General features: G+C 41.8%; 18 protein-coding genes. 16 read left to right on the top strand and 2 right to left on the bottom strand.

Features of this window, described 5'->3' with window-relative positions; genetic code table 11:
• Window positions 1–7: 7 nt before the first annotated feature.
• The 5 genes from CDG62_RS16140 to CDG62_RS16120 are packed head-to-tail and all read left to right on the top strand — an operon-like array spanning window position 8 to window position 6,895.
• Window positions 8–841, top strand: a complete 834-nt coding sequence (locus tag CDG62_RS16140) for a C39 family peptidase (RefSeq protein WP_087528209.1) — start codon at window positions 8–10, stop codon at window positions 839–841.
• Window positions 842–901: 60 nt separating this feature from the next.
• A complete protein-coding gene (locus tag CDG62_RS16135; RefSeq protein WP_087528240.1) occupies window positions 902–2,035 on the top strand; it encodes a hypothetical protein in 1,134 nt (377 codons plus the stop codon).
• A 12-nt stretch (window positions 2,036–2,047) separates the two neighbouring features.
• Window positions 2,048–3,712, top strand: a complete 1,665-nt coding sequence (locus tag CDG62_RS16130) for an OmpP1/FadL family transporter (protein ID WP_087528210.1) — start codon at window positions 2,048–2,050, stop codon at window positions 3,710–3,712.
• A gap of 29 nt (window positions 3,713–3,741) precedes the next feature.
• A complete protein-coding gene (filE, locus tag CDG62_RS16125; protein ID WP_087528211.1) occupies window positions 3,742–4,956 on the top strand; it encodes a putative pilus assembly protein FilE in 1,215 nt (404 codons plus the stop codon).
• Between the two features lie 19 nt (window positions 4,957–4,975).
• A complete protein-coding gene (locus CDG62_RS16120) occupies window positions 4,976–6,895 on the top strand; it encodes a flagellar protein FilF (protein WP_087528212.1) in 1,920 nt (639 codons plus the stop codon).
• A 60-nt stretch (window positions 6,896–6,955) separates the two neighbouring features.
• On the opposite strand, the gene CDG62_RS16115 is transcribed toward CDG62_RS16120, so the two are convergent.
• Window positions 6,956–7,504, bottom strand: coding sequence for an NUDIX hydrolase (locus CDG62_RS16115; protein ID WP_010325974.1), 549 nt, complete (start codon window positions 7,502–7,504; stop codon window positions 6,956–6,958).
• A gap of 123 nt (window positions 7,505–7,627) precedes the next feature.
• Here CDG62_RS16115 and CDG62_RS16110 point away from each other — a divergent pair, with 123 nt between their 5' ends.
• The 9 genes from CDG62_RS16110 to CDG62_RS16070 all read left to right on the top strand — a co-directional run bounded on the left by CDG62_RS16110 (window position 7,628) and on the right by CDG62_RS16070 (window position 15,888).
• Window positions 7,628–8,230 (top strand): NUDIX hydrolase, encoded by a 603-nt coding sequence (locus tag CDG62_RS16110; protein WP_087528213.1) that lies wholly within the window; start codon window positions 7,628–7,630, stop codon window positions 8,228–8,230.
• Between the two features lie 23 nt (window positions 8,231–8,253).
• Window positions 8,254–8,784 (top strand): gamma carbonic anhydrase family protein, encoded by a 531-nt coding sequence (locus tag CDG62_RS16105; protein ID WP_087528214.1) that lies wholly within the window; start codon window positions 8,254–8,256, stop codon window positions 8,782–8,784.
• Window positions 8,785–8,914: 130 nt separating this feature from the next.
• Complete coding sequence (tsaB, locus tag CDG62_RS16100) at window positions 8,915–9,580, top strand: tRNA (adenosine(37)-N6)-threonylcarbamoyltransferase complex dimerization subunit type 1 TsaB (RefSeq protein WP_087528215.1); 666 nt, start codon at window positions 8,915–8,917, stop codon at window positions 9,578–9,580.
• 12 nt (window positions 9,581–9,592) lie between these two features.
• A complete protein-coding gene (locus CDG62_RS16095) occupies window positions 9,593–10,417 on the top strand; it encodes an undecaprenyl-diphosphate phosphatase (protein WP_087528216.1) in 825 nt (274 codons plus the stop codon).
• On the top strand, window positions 10,411–11,229 hold the full coding sequence (locus CDG62_RS16090; RefSeq protein ID WP_087528217.1) for a class I SAM-dependent methyltransferase: 819 nt from the start codon (window positions 10,411–10,413) through the stop codon (window positions 11,227–11,229). Before CDG62_RS16095 ends, CDG62_RS16090 begins: the two co-directional genes overlap by 7 nt.
• Before the next feature lie 123 nt (window positions 11,230–11,352).
• Window positions 11,353–12,729, top strand: coding sequence for a C13 family peptidase (locus CDG62_RS16085; RefSeq protein WP_087528218.1), 1,377 nt, complete (start codon window positions 11,353–11,355; stop codon window positions 12,727–12,729).
• A 23-nt stretch (window positions 12,730–12,752) separates the two neighbouring features.
• Window positions 12,753–13,589, top strand: a complete 837-nt coding sequence (gene fghA / locus CDG62_RS16080) for an S-formylglutathione hydrolase (protein WP_087528219.1) — start codon at window positions 12,753–12,755, stop codon at window positions 13,587–13,589.
• 126 nt (window positions 13,590–13,715) lie between these two features.
• Window positions 13,716–14,825 (top strand): YjgN family protein, encoded by a 1,110-nt coding sequence (locus tag CDG62_RS16075; protein ID WP_087528220.1) that lies wholly within the window; start codon window positions 13,716–13,718, stop codon window positions 14,823–14,825.
• 10 nt (window positions 14,826–14,835) lie between these two features.
• The gene (locus CDG62_RS16070) at window positions 14,836–15,888 is read left to right on the top strand and encodes a M48 family metallopeptidase (protein ID WP_087528221.1); all 1,053 of its coding nucleotides are present in this window, start codon (window positions 14,836–14,838) and stop codon (window positions 15,886–15,888) included.
• Between the two features lie 18 nt (window positions 15,889–15,906).
• On the opposite strand, the gene CDG62_RS16065 is transcribed toward CDG62_RS16070, so the two are convergent.
• Complete coding sequence (locus CDG62_RS16065; protein ID WP_087528222.1) at window positions 15,907–16,182, bottom strand: DUF2218 domain-containing protein; 276 nt, start codon at window positions 16,180–16,182, stop codon at window positions 15,907–15,909.
• 178 nt (window positions 16,183–16,360) lie between these two features.
• On the opposite strand from CDG62_RS16065, the gene rpe reads away from it, so the two are divergent.
• Together rpe and CDG62_RS16055 are read left to right on the top strand one after the other, a co-directional pair.
• Entirely contained in the window at window positions 16,361–17,047 is a 687-nt protein-coding gene (gene rpe, locus CDG62_RS16060; RefSeq protein ID WP_004694978.1) for a ribulose-phosphate 3-epimerase, read from the top strand.
• 431 nt (window positions 17,048–17,478) lie between these two features.
• Window positions 17,479–17,952, top strand: a complete 474-nt coding sequence (locus CDG62_RS16055) for a hypothetical protein (RefSeq protein WP_087528223.1) — start codon at window positions 17,479–17,481, stop codon at window positions 17,950–17,952.
• Window positions 17,953–17,994: the final 42 nt, after the last annotated feature.

The raw sequence follows: 17,994 nt of genomic DNA, 5'->3' as shown, positions 1-17,994 counted from the left end.
AAAAGCTATGTTAGAGATCGCATTGGGCTCAGCAATGATGTATTACTTTGCCACCGAAGCCTTTGATATTAAGAAAAAACCTGCGGAAGCAGTTTACTATACTGAAGTTCTAGACTCTCGGAATGCATCTTTTACCAGAATGCATCATGAACCTGTCCTAATTAATCCTGCTGTAGAAGATCAATTTCGAGGCATTGTCCGTCAAGCTTATGACTATAGTTGTGGCTCAGCAGCACTGACCACCTTAATCAATGGTTATGTCGGTGCACAACTTACCGAACAACAAACCATGGATGGCTTGCTTCGCTATGGCGAATATGAGCGAATTATTGAGCGCCGGAGTTTTTCTTTATTGGACATGAAACGCTTTGTGACTGCACTTGGTTTAGAAAGTGGAGGTTACAAGGGGGAATTTGAGGATTTGGTCAAGCAAGGTCAACCTGCCATTGTTCCAATTTCTTATGCTGGTTTTAAGCATTTTGTGGTCTATAAGGGCTATAAAGATGGTCGAGTCTATGTTGCCGATCCTGCTTTGGGAAATATTAGTTTTGATGAGCAACGTTTTAAGGATGTTTGGGAAAATAACACGTTGTTTTTAATTAATGTTCCGCTAGAGCAGCGAAAAAATATGCTGGCTTTACAGGAAGCTGATCTGCGACATGTCGATGATGCTACGGTCAACCGCTATGCACTTGTCGATATTCAATATCCACAACATTATATGGAAAAAATAGCCGATCGTGCATCCACAATTCGCCTAGAGCGTAATAAAAATAAAGAGTCGGAATACTATGGACAACCGACGTACAATTTTCTCAGGCTTTATTATAAGAACAAATAAAGTGTGAAAAAAATAAAACAAGAACAAAGGTGTAGCTAAGGGACAATGATGAAGACATGGATGAATAAAACACTGCTCGCAATGAGTGTGCAGATGATTCTTGGGGTGGCCTATGCTGCGGAAGAACCGAGCTTAGGAGGATATGAAACTGTTGAGGTAGAACAAGCTACTGAGCAAGTACAAGATCAAGTGGGATCGGATCAAACCACTGTGCCTGCACAGCCAGAAAAGCCAGCATCTGTAAACACTGGAAGTGTTGAGCAAGCAGCGTCTTCTGCGTTGCAACAGCAAGAGGGTGATGCAACTAAAGAGACCAACTTGGAAGAAGTTTTTACCTCAAATGAACGTCAGTATTCATTAATTAAAGAAGGTGAGATTTCATCTTATTATGACATTGATTATACCTATTACCGAGATACTCAACTTGATTTAGAGATGGCACAAGGTCAGCTCTATCAACTGCGGGTACAAGAAAATGCAACACACAGTCTAACCAATACTTTTACGGCACAATATGGTTTAAAAGATAACTTAACGTTAACAGCATCATTGCCTTTGGTTGCCAAAACTGACTTATTAAAAGATACCTCTACAGCGGGTCTTGGGGACATTTCCTTTGGTGCACGTTGGGAACCGTTTCCACTCAAGGCTGGTCGTTTGCCTTTGATTTTGTTTGGTAACGTTTCCACCAAAACAGGGGATAGTCCTTATGAAATTAATGCTACTTCAGACTTAGCAACAGGCAAGGGATATTATTCAGCAGGTGTTGGGGCAAGTACGCGAAAATATATTGATCCCGTGGTGCTGTTTGCATCGGTGTCTGCAAACTATGGTTTCAAAGAATCGGGCTTAGATCAGCGCCGTGGAAGCCGTGTGATTGAAGCGTTTGAACCTGGGATTAGTGGTGGTTTTGCTTTCGGTTTTGCTTATTCCTTTAACTATGATGTCTCGATGACGATGTCATACCAACAGAGTTTCAATACTGGGGCTGAATTTACCTATAGCTCGGGGGAAAGTTACTCTCCAGCAGATCAAACCAGTTCAACTTTTGCGATTTCTTTAGGTGTACGTGTTTCACCTGAAACGATTGTGAATGGGACGGTTGGCCTTGGTTTAACAGAAGATGCACCTGATGTGTCATTAGGGTTGTCTTTCCCGTTAGATATTCTTGGTTTTGGAAAAAAGCTTAAATAATAGGGGAGTCGTATGAAAAATATCCGACTGAGCCCTTTGGTGTCTGCCATATTATTAACGGGCTATTCTAGTGTTACCTTTGCTGCTTTAGGACAAAACTTATCAGTTGATATTCGCTCGTTGGCTATGGGGAATGCGGTCACTGCAGATCCACCTGGGATCAGTGCGATTCATTTTAACCCAGCGGCATTGACCAAAATTGAAGGTTTGCAAACGGATGTGCAGGGTATTCTCGCTGATTTTAATATCGAGCGTGAGTTCTCTGTTCCAGCAGGTTATAACGTTTTTGGTTATTCAGATGATCCGATTGTTTGTAATGATGGGCCTGAAGTTGATGCTGATATTTGTACCGACTTTAAAGGCCCCGTCCGTGGTGATGTCGAATACCCGAGCTTATATGTACCCGGTTTGAAGAAAATGGTGGACTTGGGTAAAGGTATGCCTGTGGCTGCCCCGACTGCGGGTATAGCATATAATCCACCGGGTTCTAAAATGACATTTGCAACGGCCATGTATGCGCCATTAATTGCAGGATTTGGGGCGGAAGATGGTAATCCTGGTAACTTTATGGGACAACAAGTTGCGCTAGAACGGATCACCTATTTATCTCCATCTATGGCCTACCAAATTAATGATCAGCTTTCCATTGGTGGTTCAATTGGCATGTCTTATCAAGCTTTGGCATTAAAAAATGATCTACGGTTTCCCAATGAGTTAATTGGGATGCTGCGTATGATTGATGATGTAGTCTGTACTCCGTTTAAAGAAAACTCTGATGTGATTACGGACATACTCTTGTTAGGGATGTGTAATGCTGAAGAGGGGATGAATCCTTTTGGACGCTTTGGTCAACTCGAACTTTCAGCAGAACAATCACTGAGTCCAAGCTATAACTTGGGTGTGCTGTGGGAGCCAACAGAAGATTTTAGTTTTGGGGTAGTTTACCAAAGTGCAGCCAAAATGCGGATGAAAGGTAAATATTACATAGACAATTCTAAAGCACCACAAGAACTCATTAAGGGATTGATGTCCTCTCCAACAGGGCAGATTCTGGCTGCTGTTTTAGGTTTTCCAAGTTCTGTACCAGCCAGTGAGTCGGGCTTGGTATCGATGGATTTAGAGTATCCAGCACATTTCCAAGCGGGGATTAAGTATAAACTTTTACCTGATTTACAAGTCAATGTTGATGTGGGTTGGACCGACTATAAAGCATGGGACAAATTTAAATTTGAATTTGACCGTCAAGTTTCGGCGCTCAAAATTGCGAAATTGCTCTCAGCTAATATTTCAGACAGTAGTTTGGCCCTACCTTTGGCTTTTGAGTCACCGTGGAACTACGGTATTGGGATTGAATATTCAGCAACAGATCGTTTAAAACTCCGTGCAGGCTATGAACCACGCACCAGTGCGATTCCTGATGATAAACGTAATACGATGGTACCAATTAACAATGCGCGCTTGTTTGGTTTGGGTGTTGGTTATCGTTTTGATGCAGATACTGATTTAGATTTATCCATTGGCTTTTTGCAAAGCCGAGATAAAATTCCTGCAAATTCTAGTAGCTTAGCGAACCAAACTGGGGTAAATAATATTCTATTAAACCCATATGCTGGCTTAAATGTAAAAACAGATACAACCATTACGATTTTAGGGTTGAACTATAGAACACGGTGGTAAGCACATTGAATACAATAAAAAGGATTTTATTGCCCTCATCACTATGCTTATTGGGTTGGATTTCGAGTGCAAGTTTTGCGGGAGAGTTCTTTACGATTATTGGTCCAGATGGTAGACCGATGGTGGTACAACGCAAAGCCAGTGAGTCTCCAGTAAAGCAAGTGAAACAGGACCATAAGCAGCAAGAAAAGGGAGCGCGTGAAGTCTCTGAGCTTAAAGTACCAATACCGATACCCGCTAAGGAATCTGTAATGCAAAAGAAGCCTGTAACCGAAATGCAGGCTCATTTACCAGATACAAAGCCTATGCCCGAAGAGACACTTTCTGCTGAGAAGAAAGTCACTTCTTCTACAGTGATGCAGCCTGAGCGTCCATTAAACAAAACTGAAACCAAGGTGCTGGTTCAACAAAAAGTGATTGAAACCACTCAGCAGATCCCGCAAGCCCCAGTGAGTAGTATTCAAACCATTAAGTCTACATCAATGCCTCAAAGCATAACTCATACGAACCCACTAAGTGCAGAAAAACCAACGGCATCTTCAAGTATGTTTAGTCAAATGGATGGAACTGATTACGTTCGTAATGAATATTTAGAAGACCGTGAATTTAACTTAGAAGGCAAACGCCGTTTTTATACGATGCCTGAAGGAGTGATTGATCATAAAACTGGAGCGACTCGTTTTCAGGTCATTGAGCGAGAAAAAGGAGTCAGTAAATCTGTCCTTAACGCTATGTTTAAACCAAAGCAAAAAGAAAATTTAGCCCCGATTGCCTTAGCATCGACCTATTACCGAATGTCACAACAAGACACGATCGCTAGCTTAGGACAAAGCTGTTTTAAGGATAAAAAGCTGAAAAAAGCAAAAAGCTTACAAGTCAATCACGATATTAATGTTTGGCCGAAAAAGCCGATAAAAGAAAATTTTGAATTTGAAATCATAAAAGTGGACAGCAATATTCAAAATATTCAATTAAATTCGTATGCATCCACACAAAATGATCCTACATTTTATTGGCCTTTTGCTGTGTTCTTAGACCAAAATGCCTGTGTCCTTGAAGGGGCAGGTGGATTTAAAAATGATGAAAACTTACCTTCTATGCTATCTCATGAAATGATTGCAGGTATTTTACATGTACCTGAACAAAGTCATTATTTATTGTTGACACCACTCTCTTCTGCTGTAGATGTCGAACATAAAGTTCTAACCAATCACGGTCAGTTGAAATTAATCGCAATTCGCTAAAAATAAATAGAGTATGAAAATGAAAAAACAAATTTTATGGCCATTTACCTTGTCGACATTGGTTGTTGCCTTAGCAGGTTGTGGTGGTGAAAGTGCCAATGTGAATCCTGAACCGAATCAAGTGAACTCTGTTAACGGAAGCTGTTTACTGAAAGATAAAAACTGTGTTGAGTTTGCCTTGGATTATCCAGTTGATGGGATTAACTTTGTCTGTAGTAGTGATCCTGATAATACGTATATAACCTTGATGGAGCCGAAAACAAATGCGGCAACAGGCCGCTGCTCTGAAGGGGACAAAATCCACTTCTTGTTGACTGGAAGTTCGGATAAACAAGTCGAACTCGGTACAGTTCCTTTATCTGAAATTGGTAATATAAGTACAGTTTCAGCTTCACTACCACGCCTTAGTATTTTAGACATGGCAAAAGGGTTAAATGGTGGAACGGCTGCAACCAGTTTGAGTCCAAACGACAAGACTGTAAAAATTGCGATGGCTTTGGCGAAAATTTTTCAAGCTTTAGGTCTAGAGCGCGGTGCAGGGGTCGTTGGGGATGTACAACCTTTTGGTATTTTAGCTTCTAAGAAAGCAGACTTATCTCTTCTCTTGACATCGATTAGTGCTGAAGATTATGCATCAGGAGCATACGTAGAGAAAATCAAACCTTGGATCGATGTCAGCCAAATTAGCAATGATGATGCTTTTAACGTGGTCCAAACATTGGTGCTCATGAATAACTCTGCCACTTATCAAGCGGACTTCCCGATTTTTGCAAATGCACTATCGGAAAATACAGGAATTGGTTTACCACAAGGCTTATATGGTTGTAATGCTACAGACTGTAAGACCAGTCCTGCTAACCTTCGTCACTTAATTGGAAGCTTTATTATTCTTACGGATCGACAAGGTTATACCTTTGGTTCAGGTGTACAGTGGCGTGGACCATTAAAAGAACAATTAGGCAGTGATTTGGCAACCAGTGTGACGGTCGATTTACTGAAAAATATTGAACCTGCCAAAATGAATGCGTTAGCACAAACGTCTTGGATTAATCCCTTAACCAAAAGTATTCAGCAACCGTTTAAGTTTAATTTGACAGATCCAAATTCGGATGATTTCACCATTACCCAAGGCAAGCTGTTTAATGATTATCTAATTGCAGGGACGGAAAAATTTTATAAACAATTAACTAAAGATCCAAATGCTAGCCCGTCATCCTATGGTTTATGGCAGCAAAACTATGGCACGGATACCTTCAAAGGCTCATTTGACGCCTTTAAAATTTTTCCAATTGGTTATTTAGATAATGATGTATTTAAGTCTAAGAGCAATGTCCCGTCTGGGCAGAAGTATATTTTCCCACTGTATGCTAACTTAACTTTTAAGGCAAAAAACTCTAGCGATACTGTAACTCTAGGGATTGCAATTGATGAGTCGGGAGATATTCGTACGGATATGCAGTCTGCGAGTAATAAAATGACGGCATGTACACCGCTAGTAACAAAGGGTGCAACTTTAACGACAGCTAACAACCAAACACAGTATCGAATTGGGACTCTGGGTGCGACAGATACTTCAAATAAAGCTGTGACTTTCCGTATCCTCTTAGCAAATCCTATCTTTGATAAAATTGATGGCGTAGTTATTGGTGCAAATACCAATATTGTGAGTGATGTGAATAGTGAAGGGCAACAAACCTCTACAGTGATTGGTGGGGCGCGCATTAATCTCGGTAATTTATTGTCCGCTAATGTAAATGAAAGTGCTTATATTTCCCTCAGTGACTTTTCTGGTGCAGGGGTAAAGTGGACCAATATCTATAAGGCATATTTAAGTAACTATTATGAAAAAAATAGCATTGCCAATCAAGCAGCCGCGGACTTCCGTGAGGGTGATGTTTCAATTGACATTGCTGATTGCTATAAAGTATTAGCAAAATAATATCGCTATAAACACAAAAAAAGCCCATCATCGATGGGCTTTTTTTGATATTAGGCAACATTAACCTGTGTGGTCTAAGCGTGTACCTAGGGTTTCGAGATGAAGATTAAACTGATTACTTTTACGGTCGGCAAAATAGTGACGTAAGGTATGTTCGACACTTGGGAAAGCCAGTTCTGACCAAGGAATTTCATCTTCTTCAAATAAACGACATTCAATGCTTTCTTCACCAGCACCGAATTTTCCATCCACTAAGTTCGCTTTAAAGAGCACATAAATTTGTCCGATTCGCGGAATATTGTACATGCAATACAGCTGTTCAATTTCAACTTCCGCCTCAGCTTCTTCACGGGTTTCTCGTGCAGCGCCTTGTTCCATGGTTTCAAACAACTCCATGTAACCTGCTGGTAAGGTCCATAGCCCATAACGCGGTTCAATGGCACGGCGGCATAATAATACTTTATTTTCCCAAAGTGCGAGTGCGCCACAAATCACTTTAGGGTTCACATAATGAATAGAACTACAAGAGGTGCAAACACGACGCAATTGATGGTCGCCAAGAGGGATTTGTTCTGTTGTTTTTTGTCCGCAATTGCTGCAAAAGTCCATATTCATCATCAATGATAAAGTTCAGACTCAGCATAACTTAAAAATTAAATTTTGGCATCATTTCTCTTTTTTCAGTATCAAATTCAGCTATGATGAAAAAAAGAATGATGGGGACGACGTTCAATGGATGAACATTCATTAACACGCATACTGCAACAACAGTTACGGTTTTCAAGCAAAATTAAATCGGCAGATGCAGCTGTGTTAATCGCAATCACCAATGAAGAGGATCCCAAAGTTTTACTGACCCGCCGCTCTGTTTATCTATCTAATCATGCTGGCGAAGTGTCTTTTCCTGGCGGAAAAAGAGATCCACAAGATACCAGTAATATCGTGGTTGCCTTACGTGAAGCCTATGAAGAAACCGCGCTGAATCCTTTTGATGTGCAGTTGCTCGGTGATTTACCGATGCAAAAGGCCCGTAATGGCATGCTGGTCAAACCTGTGGTCGGGCTAATCCCACCTGAAGTTGAACTGGTTGCTCAGCCGGCAGAAATTGATCGCATTTTCTTTGCATCACTCAAACAGCTGATGGAAGTACCTGCTGTGCCTTATGAAGTTCGTTTTGCCCATCAATCCCTCTATTTTCCCAGTATGCGGGTGGAAAATGAAATTGTTTGGGGGCTGACAGCACGGATGTTGGTTGCACTATTTCAATATGGTTTGAGCTACCATAAAGAGTGGCCATTTTTAGTCAATTCACCGACTTTTCGGTTCCCTAAGTAAGCTGAGTATTTTAAGGAAAAAATATGTTGTACAAATTTAAAAGTCATGCCCCAAAAGCAATGCATCAACCATGGAATGGTTGGATTGCGGAAAATGCCACAGTGATCGGTCAAGTCGAATTGGGGCAGCAAGTCAGTATTTGGTTTGGAGCAGTCGTACGTGCAGACAATTGCAAAATTCGTTTAGGTGACTTCACCAATATTCAGGAAAATGCGGTTTTACATACTGATGCTGGGATTGAAATGAACATTGGCAATTATGTCACCATTGGGCATCAAGCCATGTTACATGGTTGCACTGTGGGCGATAATAGTCTGATTGGGATTAATGCCGTAGTTTTAAACAATGCAGTGATTGGGAAAAATTGCATTATTGGTGCGAATGCGCTGATTCCTGAAGGTAAAGTCATTCCAGATAACTCCCTCGTCATGGGCTCACCGGGTAAAGTCGTCAAAACTTTGGATGAAACGGCCGAGGCTCGTTTGAAAATGAGTGCAATGCATTATGCAGAACACTTTAAACAATTTATCGATTTAGAGCCGGCGCATTTATAAGTTTATTTTTTTCCCATTCAGCCTAGATTTTTCTAGGCTTTTTTAGCTCTGCTCTGAGAACATCTCGCCTAGTGCTTTTGAGTGGAGTATCATAGCCACGTTTTTATAGATTAAATCATTAAGGTTGTGCATGAAAGTGCTGGCATTGGAATCTGCAAATGAGCAGTGTTCCGTCTCTATTGTAGATGAAAATCAAGAACTTTTTTTTCAATTGGATACGCGCGCAAAAGCACAAACGCAAACGATTCTCCCAATGATTGAACACGGTTTTCTACAGTTGGGGATAAAGACCGAAGATCTGTCTTGTATCGCTTTTAGTCGTGGTCCTGGTTCTTTCAGTGGCGTTCGTATTAATGCCGCCGTGACTCAAGCGTTGGCGTGGTCGAATGATTTACCTGTGGTTCCTGTCTCAACCTTACAAGCGCTCGCACAAGCTGCACATCGTGTGCATGGTCTAACCACAGTCACAGCAGTTTTAGACGCTCGCATGAGTGAAGTATATATTGCAAGTTTTCAATTAGATGCAGATGGCATCATGCAAGCCGTCGATGAAGAACAGCTTTTAAGCTATGCAGCGGCTACAGAATGTACACCGTTTATTTTAGTTGGTTCAGGCGCAACCTTAATTGACCCATCACAAATACAATACAAAGATTTAAGTGCAACTGCGCAAGATATTGCCACAATTGCGCGCAAGAATGCACAGCAACAACACTGGGTGAGTGCTGAACTTGCACTTCCAGTCTATTTACGTGATAACGCTTGGAAAAAAATCCCAGAACAGGGCAAAGCATAATTAGGGTTTTTTATGGATCTTTTACTGCTGCTCAAAGCGGCAATTATGGGTATTGTTGAAGGTATTACTGAATTTCTACCCATTTCGAGTACTGGACATTTAATTTTAGCTTCAGAACTCATGAATTTCTGGACCAAAGAAAAAAGTGATGTCTTTGTGATCGCCATTCAAATGGGGGCAATTGCAGCCGTCATTTATGAATATTGGGCACGTTTGTGGGGTGCGGCAACAGGAATTTTCAGTGGCGAACCCCAAGGTCGCCGTCTCGGGATTGGACTCATTTTAGCGTCGATTCCTATTGTGCTGATTGGTCTAACATTTGGTCAAACGGTGAAAGAGCTTTTATTTAATGATATTGCCATTGCGATCGGTTTGATTGTGGGTGGCTTGATTATTATTTGGATTGAAAAGCATCCACCACATGAGCGCGTCCATGAAGTTGAAGATCTGAGTGTGAAAGATGCGATTTGGATTGGTCTGATTCAAGTGCTGTCTTTAATTCCAGGGACATCACGTTCGGGGGCAACTATTATTGGTGCGATGTTCCTAGGTGTATCACGCAAAGCAGCCACTGAGTTTTCATTCTTCTTGGGTATTCCAGTAATTATTGGTGCGGGTCTGTTAGATTTGTACCAAAGTGCACATGTGTTTGAAGGACCACAAGATTGGATCGTATTGGCAACAGGCATTATTGTTTCTTTTGTTTCGGCTTTACTGTTGATTCGTGCTTTAGTTGCTTATGTGGCGAAGCGTGATTTCATGATTTTTGCATGGTACCGCATTGCTTCAGGCTTAGTAATTCTATTGTTTGCCTTTACGGGTTGGAAGTTATGGTAAGCCCAATGCGCTTATATGTGGAACAAGAGCATTTAGAAAAAGCACAGTACTATGTTGCTGTGCTTTTTTCTCGTGGTGTCGAGGTCAGCATCGAAGTCGCCGAAAAGTTAAATGCACGTTTTTTCCGTTTTCATCCTGAACTGGGTTTATGTGCCGATGCTGAAGGGCTTTGGCTTTGTGCCAATGGCATGAAAATGCAGCCAGATTGGAAAGCAGAAATTCCACGTTTAAAGCGTGCGTCGTTAAAGTCTGAAATGATTGCGCGTGCTTGCCACTTGACTGAAAAACCTAAGCTCATTGATGCAACGGCAGGGCTTGGGCATGACTCACTGCTCATGGCATATTTGGGAGCCAATGTCACGTTGGTAGAACGCCATCCCATTTTATTTACCTTGTTAGAGTCAAGTAAGGAACAGGCTTTACAGGATGCATTCTTAAACCCTGTGGTGACTCGAATTGGCTTGGTTTTTTCAGACTCCGCAGAGTATTTGCAACAACAAGCAGAGCAGGGCAATACGGTCGATGTGGTTTATCTGGACCCGATGTTTCCACAACGTGATCAAAATCAGCAAGCAGTGAAAAAACAGGCGCAAGTGAAAAAGCAAATGCAGCTTTTACATATGTTATTGCCTGAAGATGGCGAAATGGATTTGGGTGATCATCTACTTGGTTTGGCACAAAAAGTAGCCAAACGGGTGGTGGTCAAACGTCCTCGCTTGGCCGTGTTTTTGGCAAATCAAGAAACCACTCATCAGTGGTTGGGGGATGCATGCCGTTTTGATGCCTATTTTCAGCATGAACACTTAGACTGAAGTGGAAGATTGCTTCAAAAGTATGCAAAGATTTGTTATACAGTTAAAAACATCATTGATAAAATGCTGATCAAGCATAAACTTAGTGTGTCCCTACGCAAGTCACAATTTAATTAGAATCTTATGATCGACTTCAAACCCTCCATCAACTTTTGGCATGATTTTAAAAGCAACCAAACTGCGGGGATGTGGTTGTTTCTAGGTTCACGACGCTCTTTGCAAATTGTCCATCCTTCGATTATGCAACTTATTTTTTGGGGGATTTTAGGCGGCTCAGCCAATACTTTATTTAGCTGGTTGAGTGCAGGAGAGATCGGCGACTTTAACCCGCAAGGTTTGGTCAGTTATGCGCTTTGGCCTTTTATTGCCCTCATTGTCGGGATTTTTCTGTCTCAACGGGTGAATAATCCGCGTTTGATGTTGGTGCCTGCACTCCTTTGGTTAGTGTTGGATACGCATATCGCGTTATTACAAAGTTTTATCCAATATTTAGGCATGATTGATGTCCTGCCGTATTTCTTCTACGACTACTTGCCGAATGTGTTCATGGTACTGTTTGTTTGGCAGAGTTTGGCGGTGGTGTGGGTGTTTTCACGTGAGCTGAAATGGCCTTGGTGGGAGCGTGCACTGATTGTCTTGGCCACGCTGTTTACCCTTGTGGTTTGGCAAATGTCAGTGACCAGTCAGCCGATTTGGAAGGTAGAAGAAACACCACCGACCTTTGCAGAAGATGCTTTCTATGCACAAAGTCGCTTACTCAATAAAGCACTCGAGTCTGTACAATACGGCGAATTTGCACAATCACATTGGTACTTCCTTGGTGTGGCAGGAGCGAGTTATCAAGATGTATTTCGTTCGGAGGTTGAGCGAATCAAAGAACAGTTCGACACGCGTTTTGGTACGTTGGGCCGTTCGATGATGTTGGTGAATAACCCTGCAACACGGACAGAAATTCCGATTGCCTCTAAACACAGTATTGAAATGGCACTGCGTCGTATGGGACAGCAAATGAACCGTGAAAGCGATGTGTTATTTTTATATATGACTTCGCATGGTTTACCGAACCAATTCGAAATGGAAAATGCACCTTTAGACTTAACTCAGGTCGACCCGAAATGGTTACGTGAAGCCTTAGATGCCTCGGGTATTCGCTGGCGTGTGATTGTGATTTCATCGTGCTTCTCGGGAAGCTTTGTACCAGCACTGCAAAATGACAATACCTTGATCATTACTGCTTCGGCGGCAGATCGTCAGTCTTTTGGGTGTACCAATGAAGCCGATTATACTTATTTTGGACGTGCGTTCTTTGATCAGGCGATGCGTGAGCAAAACAGCATAGAAACGGCGTTTAGCCAAGCACAAAAAACTGTGAGCCAATGGGAAACAGCACAAGGTTTTGAACCGTCAGAACCGCAGTGGTCGATGGGTAAAAATATGGAGCTGATGCTTCCTCAACTTGAACAGCGCTTGTTTCCACCTAAAGCTGTTGCAAACCCTTAATTCAGATTTAAAAAGGAACTCTGATGGAATTAGTACAATCTAACCGTAGTTTTGATGGTGAACAGCGTATTTACCGATTTAATTCCATCAGCCTTAAAGGCGAGAGCAAGTTTGGTATTTATTTACCCGCTCAAGCGCTAGCAGGGCAAGCATGTCCAGCCTTATTTTACTTAGCGGGTTTAACCTGTACCGAAGAAACCTTTGCCATTAAAGCGCACGCACAGCGTTTAGCAGCTCAGTTAGGTCTGATTTTGGTAACGCCTGATACTTCTCCTCGTGGTGAACAAGTTGCGCAAGGTGATCATTGGGATATTGGGCAAGGAGCAGGTTTTTATATTAATGCCACCCAAGTGCCGTGGGCTGAGCATTTCCAGATGGAAAGCTATGTCGCTGAAGAGCTGTATGATCTCGTGATTCAGCAGTTTGCCGTACAAGCTGAGCGTATCGGTATTTTCGGACACAGCATGGGCGGTCATGGCGCCTTAACTTTGGCCTTTAAATATCCTGAGAAATTTAAGTCGGTGTCTGCTTTTGCTCCAATTTGCGCACCAAGCCAATGTGCTTGGGGCGAAAAAGCATTTTCAAACTATTTAGGTTCAGACCAAGCTGAATGGCTAAAGCATGATGCAACTGCTTTAGTACAAACAAAAACTGCTCAATTTGCCGATATTTTAATTGATCAGGGTTTGAGTGATCAATTTTACAGTCAGCTTAATCCTGCATTATTTCAGCAAGCCTGTCAGGCTGTGGGTCAGCCACTAACCCTTCGTGAACATGCAGGCTATGACCATGGTTATTACTTTATTCAAAGTTTTATTGATGACCATTTGCAGTTTCACGCGGTACAGCTTGAATCTTAACTATTGATTTGTCATCTTTATTCTTAATTTTTGACTAGAAATCATCCAGTACTGGCATTAACATGGTTGGGTGATTGATTTTTTGTTCTTAAAAAATAAAACAGTAAAATAATAGATAGGGTATACATGCAAAACTCTGAGGCATCATTGCCACCTGTAGAGGCTTCTTTTGAAGCAAGTTGGCCACCTCCACCAGCCGTTCCCACGGATGAGCCAAACGCCTATTTGGGACAGACTTTTCGTTTCCAATTCCGTGGTAATGCCCGAGAATACTTTGGCATTTGGATTGTAAATATCTTATTGACCATTGTGACGCTGACTTTATATGCTCCTTGGGCGAAGGTTAGACGCTTACGCTATTTTTATGGCAACACAGTGTTTTATCGCCGCAAGTTTGATTTTACGGGTGTACCTACACGTATCCTGATTGGTCGAATTATTGCTTTGGGCGTGTACTTTGGCGCTTCAGCTTTGGCTCAAGTATCTTGGCAAGCTTCTTTAATTGGTTTCCTCATCATATTTCTACTTGTACCATGGTTGGTACGTTCTACTATTCGCTTTCGTGCCAGAAACAGTAAATTTGGTAATAGCCGCTTTTATTTTACAGGCACGACCAAAGAAGCCTATATCTTGGCGCTGAAAGGCATTTTGATTTACATCTTTACCCTCGGGATTTTTTTCCCAGTGCTGTTTTGGTATTTTAAAAAATACACGCTGGATAATTTACAACTCGGGCAGTTACGTTTTGAGCTACATGCCGATTGGCCGGACTATATGCGTGCCATGTATGTGCCCGTATTTTTGTTTATTGGAATCGTGTTTGTTTTAGGGTTATTTGTTGCCTTTACTCTTCAAGTGGGGAGTAATTCTCCAACCCAGTTTGGGATCATCGTGGCAGTGATTTATATGATTGCTGCTTTTATGATTTGGCCGCTGATGATGGCGCGTATTTTTATTACCACATGGAATAAGGCTACTTTGGGGCGTAGTCCTTTCCAAACGGACTGTGGTCAGATGCATTATGCATGGATTGTGATGACCAACTGGATTTTAAAAATCCTCTCGCTTGGTTTGTTATCGGCATGGGCTGCGGTACGTTTATATCAGTATCAAATTGAGTCATTAACTTTAACTCTAAAAAATGATCCAGATCGTATGTACAATTTGGCTCAAGATGACCCGAATGCTATTGCTGAAGAGCTGAGTGATATTTTTGACATCGATATTTCGCTGTAACGAGGCTTAAATGCAGGAACAAAACATCACCTTTTATGATGGGCAGATTTCTAAGCCTTATCCAGCCACGATTGCACCGATAGATAGCGAAACGGTCTTGATCTGTTATAACCAGCAGCAACGTCGTTATTACTATGCCGATATGCAGTTGATTGGGGCATTGGGGCAGATTCAACCTGTGATTGAATTGAAAGATGATGCACGGATTGAATTTCCACAAGCATTGCCTGACTGGTTTGAGTTAAACAAAAAGCATGTACAGCATTCGATTTGGAAATTAGAGCGCTCCCCTAGCCTGATTCTATTTAGTGTGGTGTTTGTTGTGACTTTCATCTTCGCCATTTTAAGGTGGGGTATTCCCAGTGCGGCGCATTATGTCGCGATGAAACTGCCTGAGGATACTATTCATCAACTGGGAGATGAAGCACAAGAACAAGTGTTCAATATGACGGCACCTTCGACTGTACCCGTATTACGTCAAAAACAAATCATAAAAAGCTATCAAGACCTTGTTGCCAATGGTCGGCCTGCCAAAGTCTTATTTCGTTCAGGTGGACAAATTGGAGCCAATGCTTTAGCTATCCCAAACAATACGATTATTTTGACCGATGAGTTGGTCAATCTTGCCAAAGATGATCATGAAATTATTGGGGTTTTAGCGCATGAGCAAGGGCATTTGGTTGAGCGACATAGTCTACAACAAGCGTTATCTAGTTTAGGTTTTAGTGTGCTGTTGATTGCAGTGACAGGAGACAGTTCGTCCTTATTTACTTCGGTACCAGTCGCTATAGTCGGTGCGAGTTATTCACGCAATTTTGAAAGTGATGCGGACTTGTATGCCATGCAAGTGCTGGATAAAAACCATATCTCCAGCTTACATTTGGCAAACTTTTTAGCGCGTATGGAAGCCGAAGCACGTGGCGAAGAAGAAAAACAGCCACAAGAGAAGTCTGAGAAGGGGGAGGACGGTGGTATTGGTTCAATTTTCCGAAGCCACCCTGCGACCCAAGAGCGTATTGCGGCTATTCGCCAATTTAACCAACAGCAACGGTTATCAAACTAATTCAATTCAGCCGCTGACTTAAACTTGTGTCCACGTGGCTGTAAGTGGTTGTTGCCCCATACGAATCAGATGATCTAAGACGACGTGTTCTAAGTGACTCAGTTTATCTTCACTGGCCTCAATGCTGACATGTAAATGCTCGGCTTGAGGGCTTAATAACACGCGTGCTTCAGGCATGATAATACCAAATGTCGTTGCTTCTTGTTCAATATCAAATTTGTGTTTCCAGTGATTCACCAGTCGTTTTGCAATTCGAGCTGCATCTGTCGTGACAATATCTGCTGTACTTTTCATATTTACCTCGTTGATTGATCTATCAACATAGCAGTTTCATCGCAAATGGAAAGTTGAATGTTGCAACGCTACGTTGCAAATTTAGAAAGCTTAACGCTTTCTTATTTCACAAGTCCCAGTTCAAAAGCTGAATTTGCTATAATGGCTTTATTCCCTTTTGTATAAGCCAGGTACACGCATGTCCAAGCCTTATTTAATTGCACCATCTATTCTCTCTGCTGACTTTGCCCGTTTAGGTGAAGATGTTGAACATGTGCTTGCAGCAGGTGCAGACGTGGTTCACTTTGATGTGATGGATAACCACTATGTGCCAAACCTGACTTTTGGTGCGGGTATTTGTAAGGCACTCAAGAACTATGGCATCAAAGCCCCGATTGATGTGCATTTGATGGTAAAACCTGTCGATCGCATGATTGGTGACTTCCTAGAAGCAGGCGCGGATATTATTACCTTTCATCCAGAAGCCTCTGACCATATTGACCGTTCTTTACAATTGATTAAATCAGGCGGTGCAAAAGCTGGTTTGGTCTTTAACCCAGCAACACCGCTCCATTATTTAGATTATGTACTGGATAAAGTCGATCAAATTTTGTTGATGAGTGTGAACCCAGGTTTCGGCGGTCAAAAATTTATTCCGATGACTTTAGACAAACTCCGTGAAGCACGTAAAATTATTGATGCTTCAGGGCGTGATATTCGTTTAGAAGTTGATGGTGGTGTGTCACCTGCAAATATTCGCGAGATTGCGGAAGCGGGTGCAGATATGTTTGTTGCGGGTTCAGCTATCTTTGGAAAACCAGATTATAAAGCTGTGATTGATGATATGCGTGCAGAGCTTGCAAAAGTCGGTGCGGTAAAGGTTTAAGCTCAAAGGTATAAATACATAATGGGTTGTGGATAACTTTGTGGGTAAGATGGTGGATATCTATGTTGATAACGATATGGATAACTTGATTAATATTCAAACGTTTACACAGCAATGGTTTAGTATTTAGACATTAAATGTATAAAAAGGACTCATTTGAGTCCTTTTTTATGTCTTGAATAGTTGATTTTCATTGGTGCTTTATTCAACTTTGCTTAAAAATGGCACTGTTTAAAAAATAACTTTCTTGTTTAAATCTATTGGAGGACTAAACCCTCACAGTCATTGAATTTAAATTTATAATCTTGTGTATAAACCATTCTTTGCTTATCCTGTAGATTGGGATCAGCAACAAAAGGTGAGGCATTTACATGCAAAGAGCGTTTTGTTGCGTTGAAATATCATTCTTCACTGACTAAATAGGATTGATTGTGCGCTCATTGCTCAAGACACATTCTTGGTTTGTCTTACTCATTACCTTGGTAATGGGGTGGAGTGGTATTGCCCAAGCTTCGGTAGCGCCGATGCATCAAATGATGCAGCTGAGTATGCAGGCTGCAACCAGTGAGCAAAGTTCAGCGCATGCAACAGGCATACAAACCATGCCAGACTGCCATCAAGCGAAATCATCGAGTCCAGTCTCTGGATATCAAATGCATATGGCTCAAGCCGACATGGCAGCAAAGAGTAACTGTCATGTGTCGGATGTTATGCAAAGCAAGCAAGTTCAGTGTCAGGAGTGTGCACAGTATCACTGCCAAACGACGCTGACGCTTTTAGATGTTGAACCCCTCGTATTGGTTCAGCTTGAAGCTGCTGTAGCACAATCAACCCCTCATTTCCGCTATCACGCTCAACATTTAGTGGGCTATTGGCAAGAAATTCTACGTCCTCCTAAAGCCTAATCCTGATTTTTAAAACTCTATTTTAAAATTATTAGGATTTAG

The sequence above is a fragment of the Acinetobacter sp. WCHA55 genome, assembly GCF_002165305.2.
Taxonomy (GTDB): Bacteria; Pseudomonadota; Gammaproteobacteria; order Pseudomonadales; family Moraxellaceae; genus Acinetobacter.
Note: the sequence above shows the minus strand (reverse complement) of the source record. Positions and strands in the feature narration are given on the sequence as shown.

Excerpts from the sequence above, each read along its gene's own strand:
- CDG62_RS16140 (WP_087528209.1), top strand. The coding sequence starts at position 8 with ATGTTAGAGATCGCATTGGGCTCAGCAATGATGTATTACTTTGCCACC.
- CDG62_RS16135 (WP_087528240.1), top strand. The coding sequence starts at position 902 with ATGAATAAAACACTGCTCGCAATGAGTGTGCAGATGATTCTTGGGGTG.
- CDG62_RS16130 (WP_087528210.1), top strand. The coding sequence starts at position 2,048 with ATGAAAAATATCCGACTGAGCCCTTTGGTGTCTGCCATATTATTAACG.
- CDG62_RS16120 (WP_087528212.1), top strand. The coding sequence starts at position 4,976 with ATGAAAAAACAAATTTTATGGCCATTTACCTTGTCGACATTGGTTGTT.
- CDG62_RS16115 (WP_010325974.1), bottom strand. The coding sequence starts at position 7,504 with ATGGACTTTTGCAGCAATTGCGGACAAAAAACAACAGAACAAATCCCT.
- CDG62_RS16110 (WP_087528213.1), top strand. The coding sequence starts at position 7,628 with ATGGATGAACATTCATTAACACGCATACTGCAACAACAGTTACGGTTT.
- CDG62_RS16105 (WP_087528214.1), top strand. The coding sequence starts at position 8,254 with ATGTTGTACAAATTTAAAAGTCATGCCCCAAAAGCAATGCATCAACCA.
- tsaB (WP_087528215.1), top strand. The coding sequence starts at position 8,915 with ATGAAAGTGCTGGCATTGGAATCTGCAAATGAGCAGTGTTCCGTCTCT.
- CDG62_RS16095 (WP_087528216.1), top strand. The coding sequence starts at position 9,593 with ATGGATCTTTTACTGCTGCTCAAAGCGGCAATTATGGGTATTGTTGAA.
- CDG62_RS16090 (WP_087528217.1), top strand. The coding sequence starts at position 10,411 with ATGGTAAGCCCAATGCGCTTATATGTGGAACAAGAGCATTTAGAAAAA.
- CDG62_RS16085 (WP_087528218.1), top strand. The coding sequence starts at position 11,353 with ATGATCGACTTCAAACCCTCCATCAACTTTTGGCATGATTTTAAAAGC.
- fghA (WP_087528219.1), top strand. The coding sequence starts at position 12,753 with ATGGAATTAGTACAATCTAACCGTAGTTTTGATGGTGAACAGCGTATT.
- CDG62_RS16075 (WP_087528220.1), top strand. The coding sequence starts at position 13,716 with ATGCAAAACTCTGAGGCATCATTGCCACCTGTAGAGGCTTCTTTTGAA.
- CDG62_RS16070 (WP_087528221.1), top strand. The coding sequence starts at position 14,836 with ATGCAGGAACAAAACATCACCTTTTATGATGGGCAGATTTCTAAGCCT.
- CDG62_RS16065 (WP_087528222.1), bottom strand. The coding sequence starts at position 16,182 with ATGAAAAGTACAGCAGATATTGTCACGACAGATGCAGCTCGAATTGCA.
- rpe (WP_004694978.1), top strand. The coding sequence starts at position 16,361 with ATGTCCAAGCCTTATTTAATTGCACCATCTATTCTCTCTGCTGACTTT.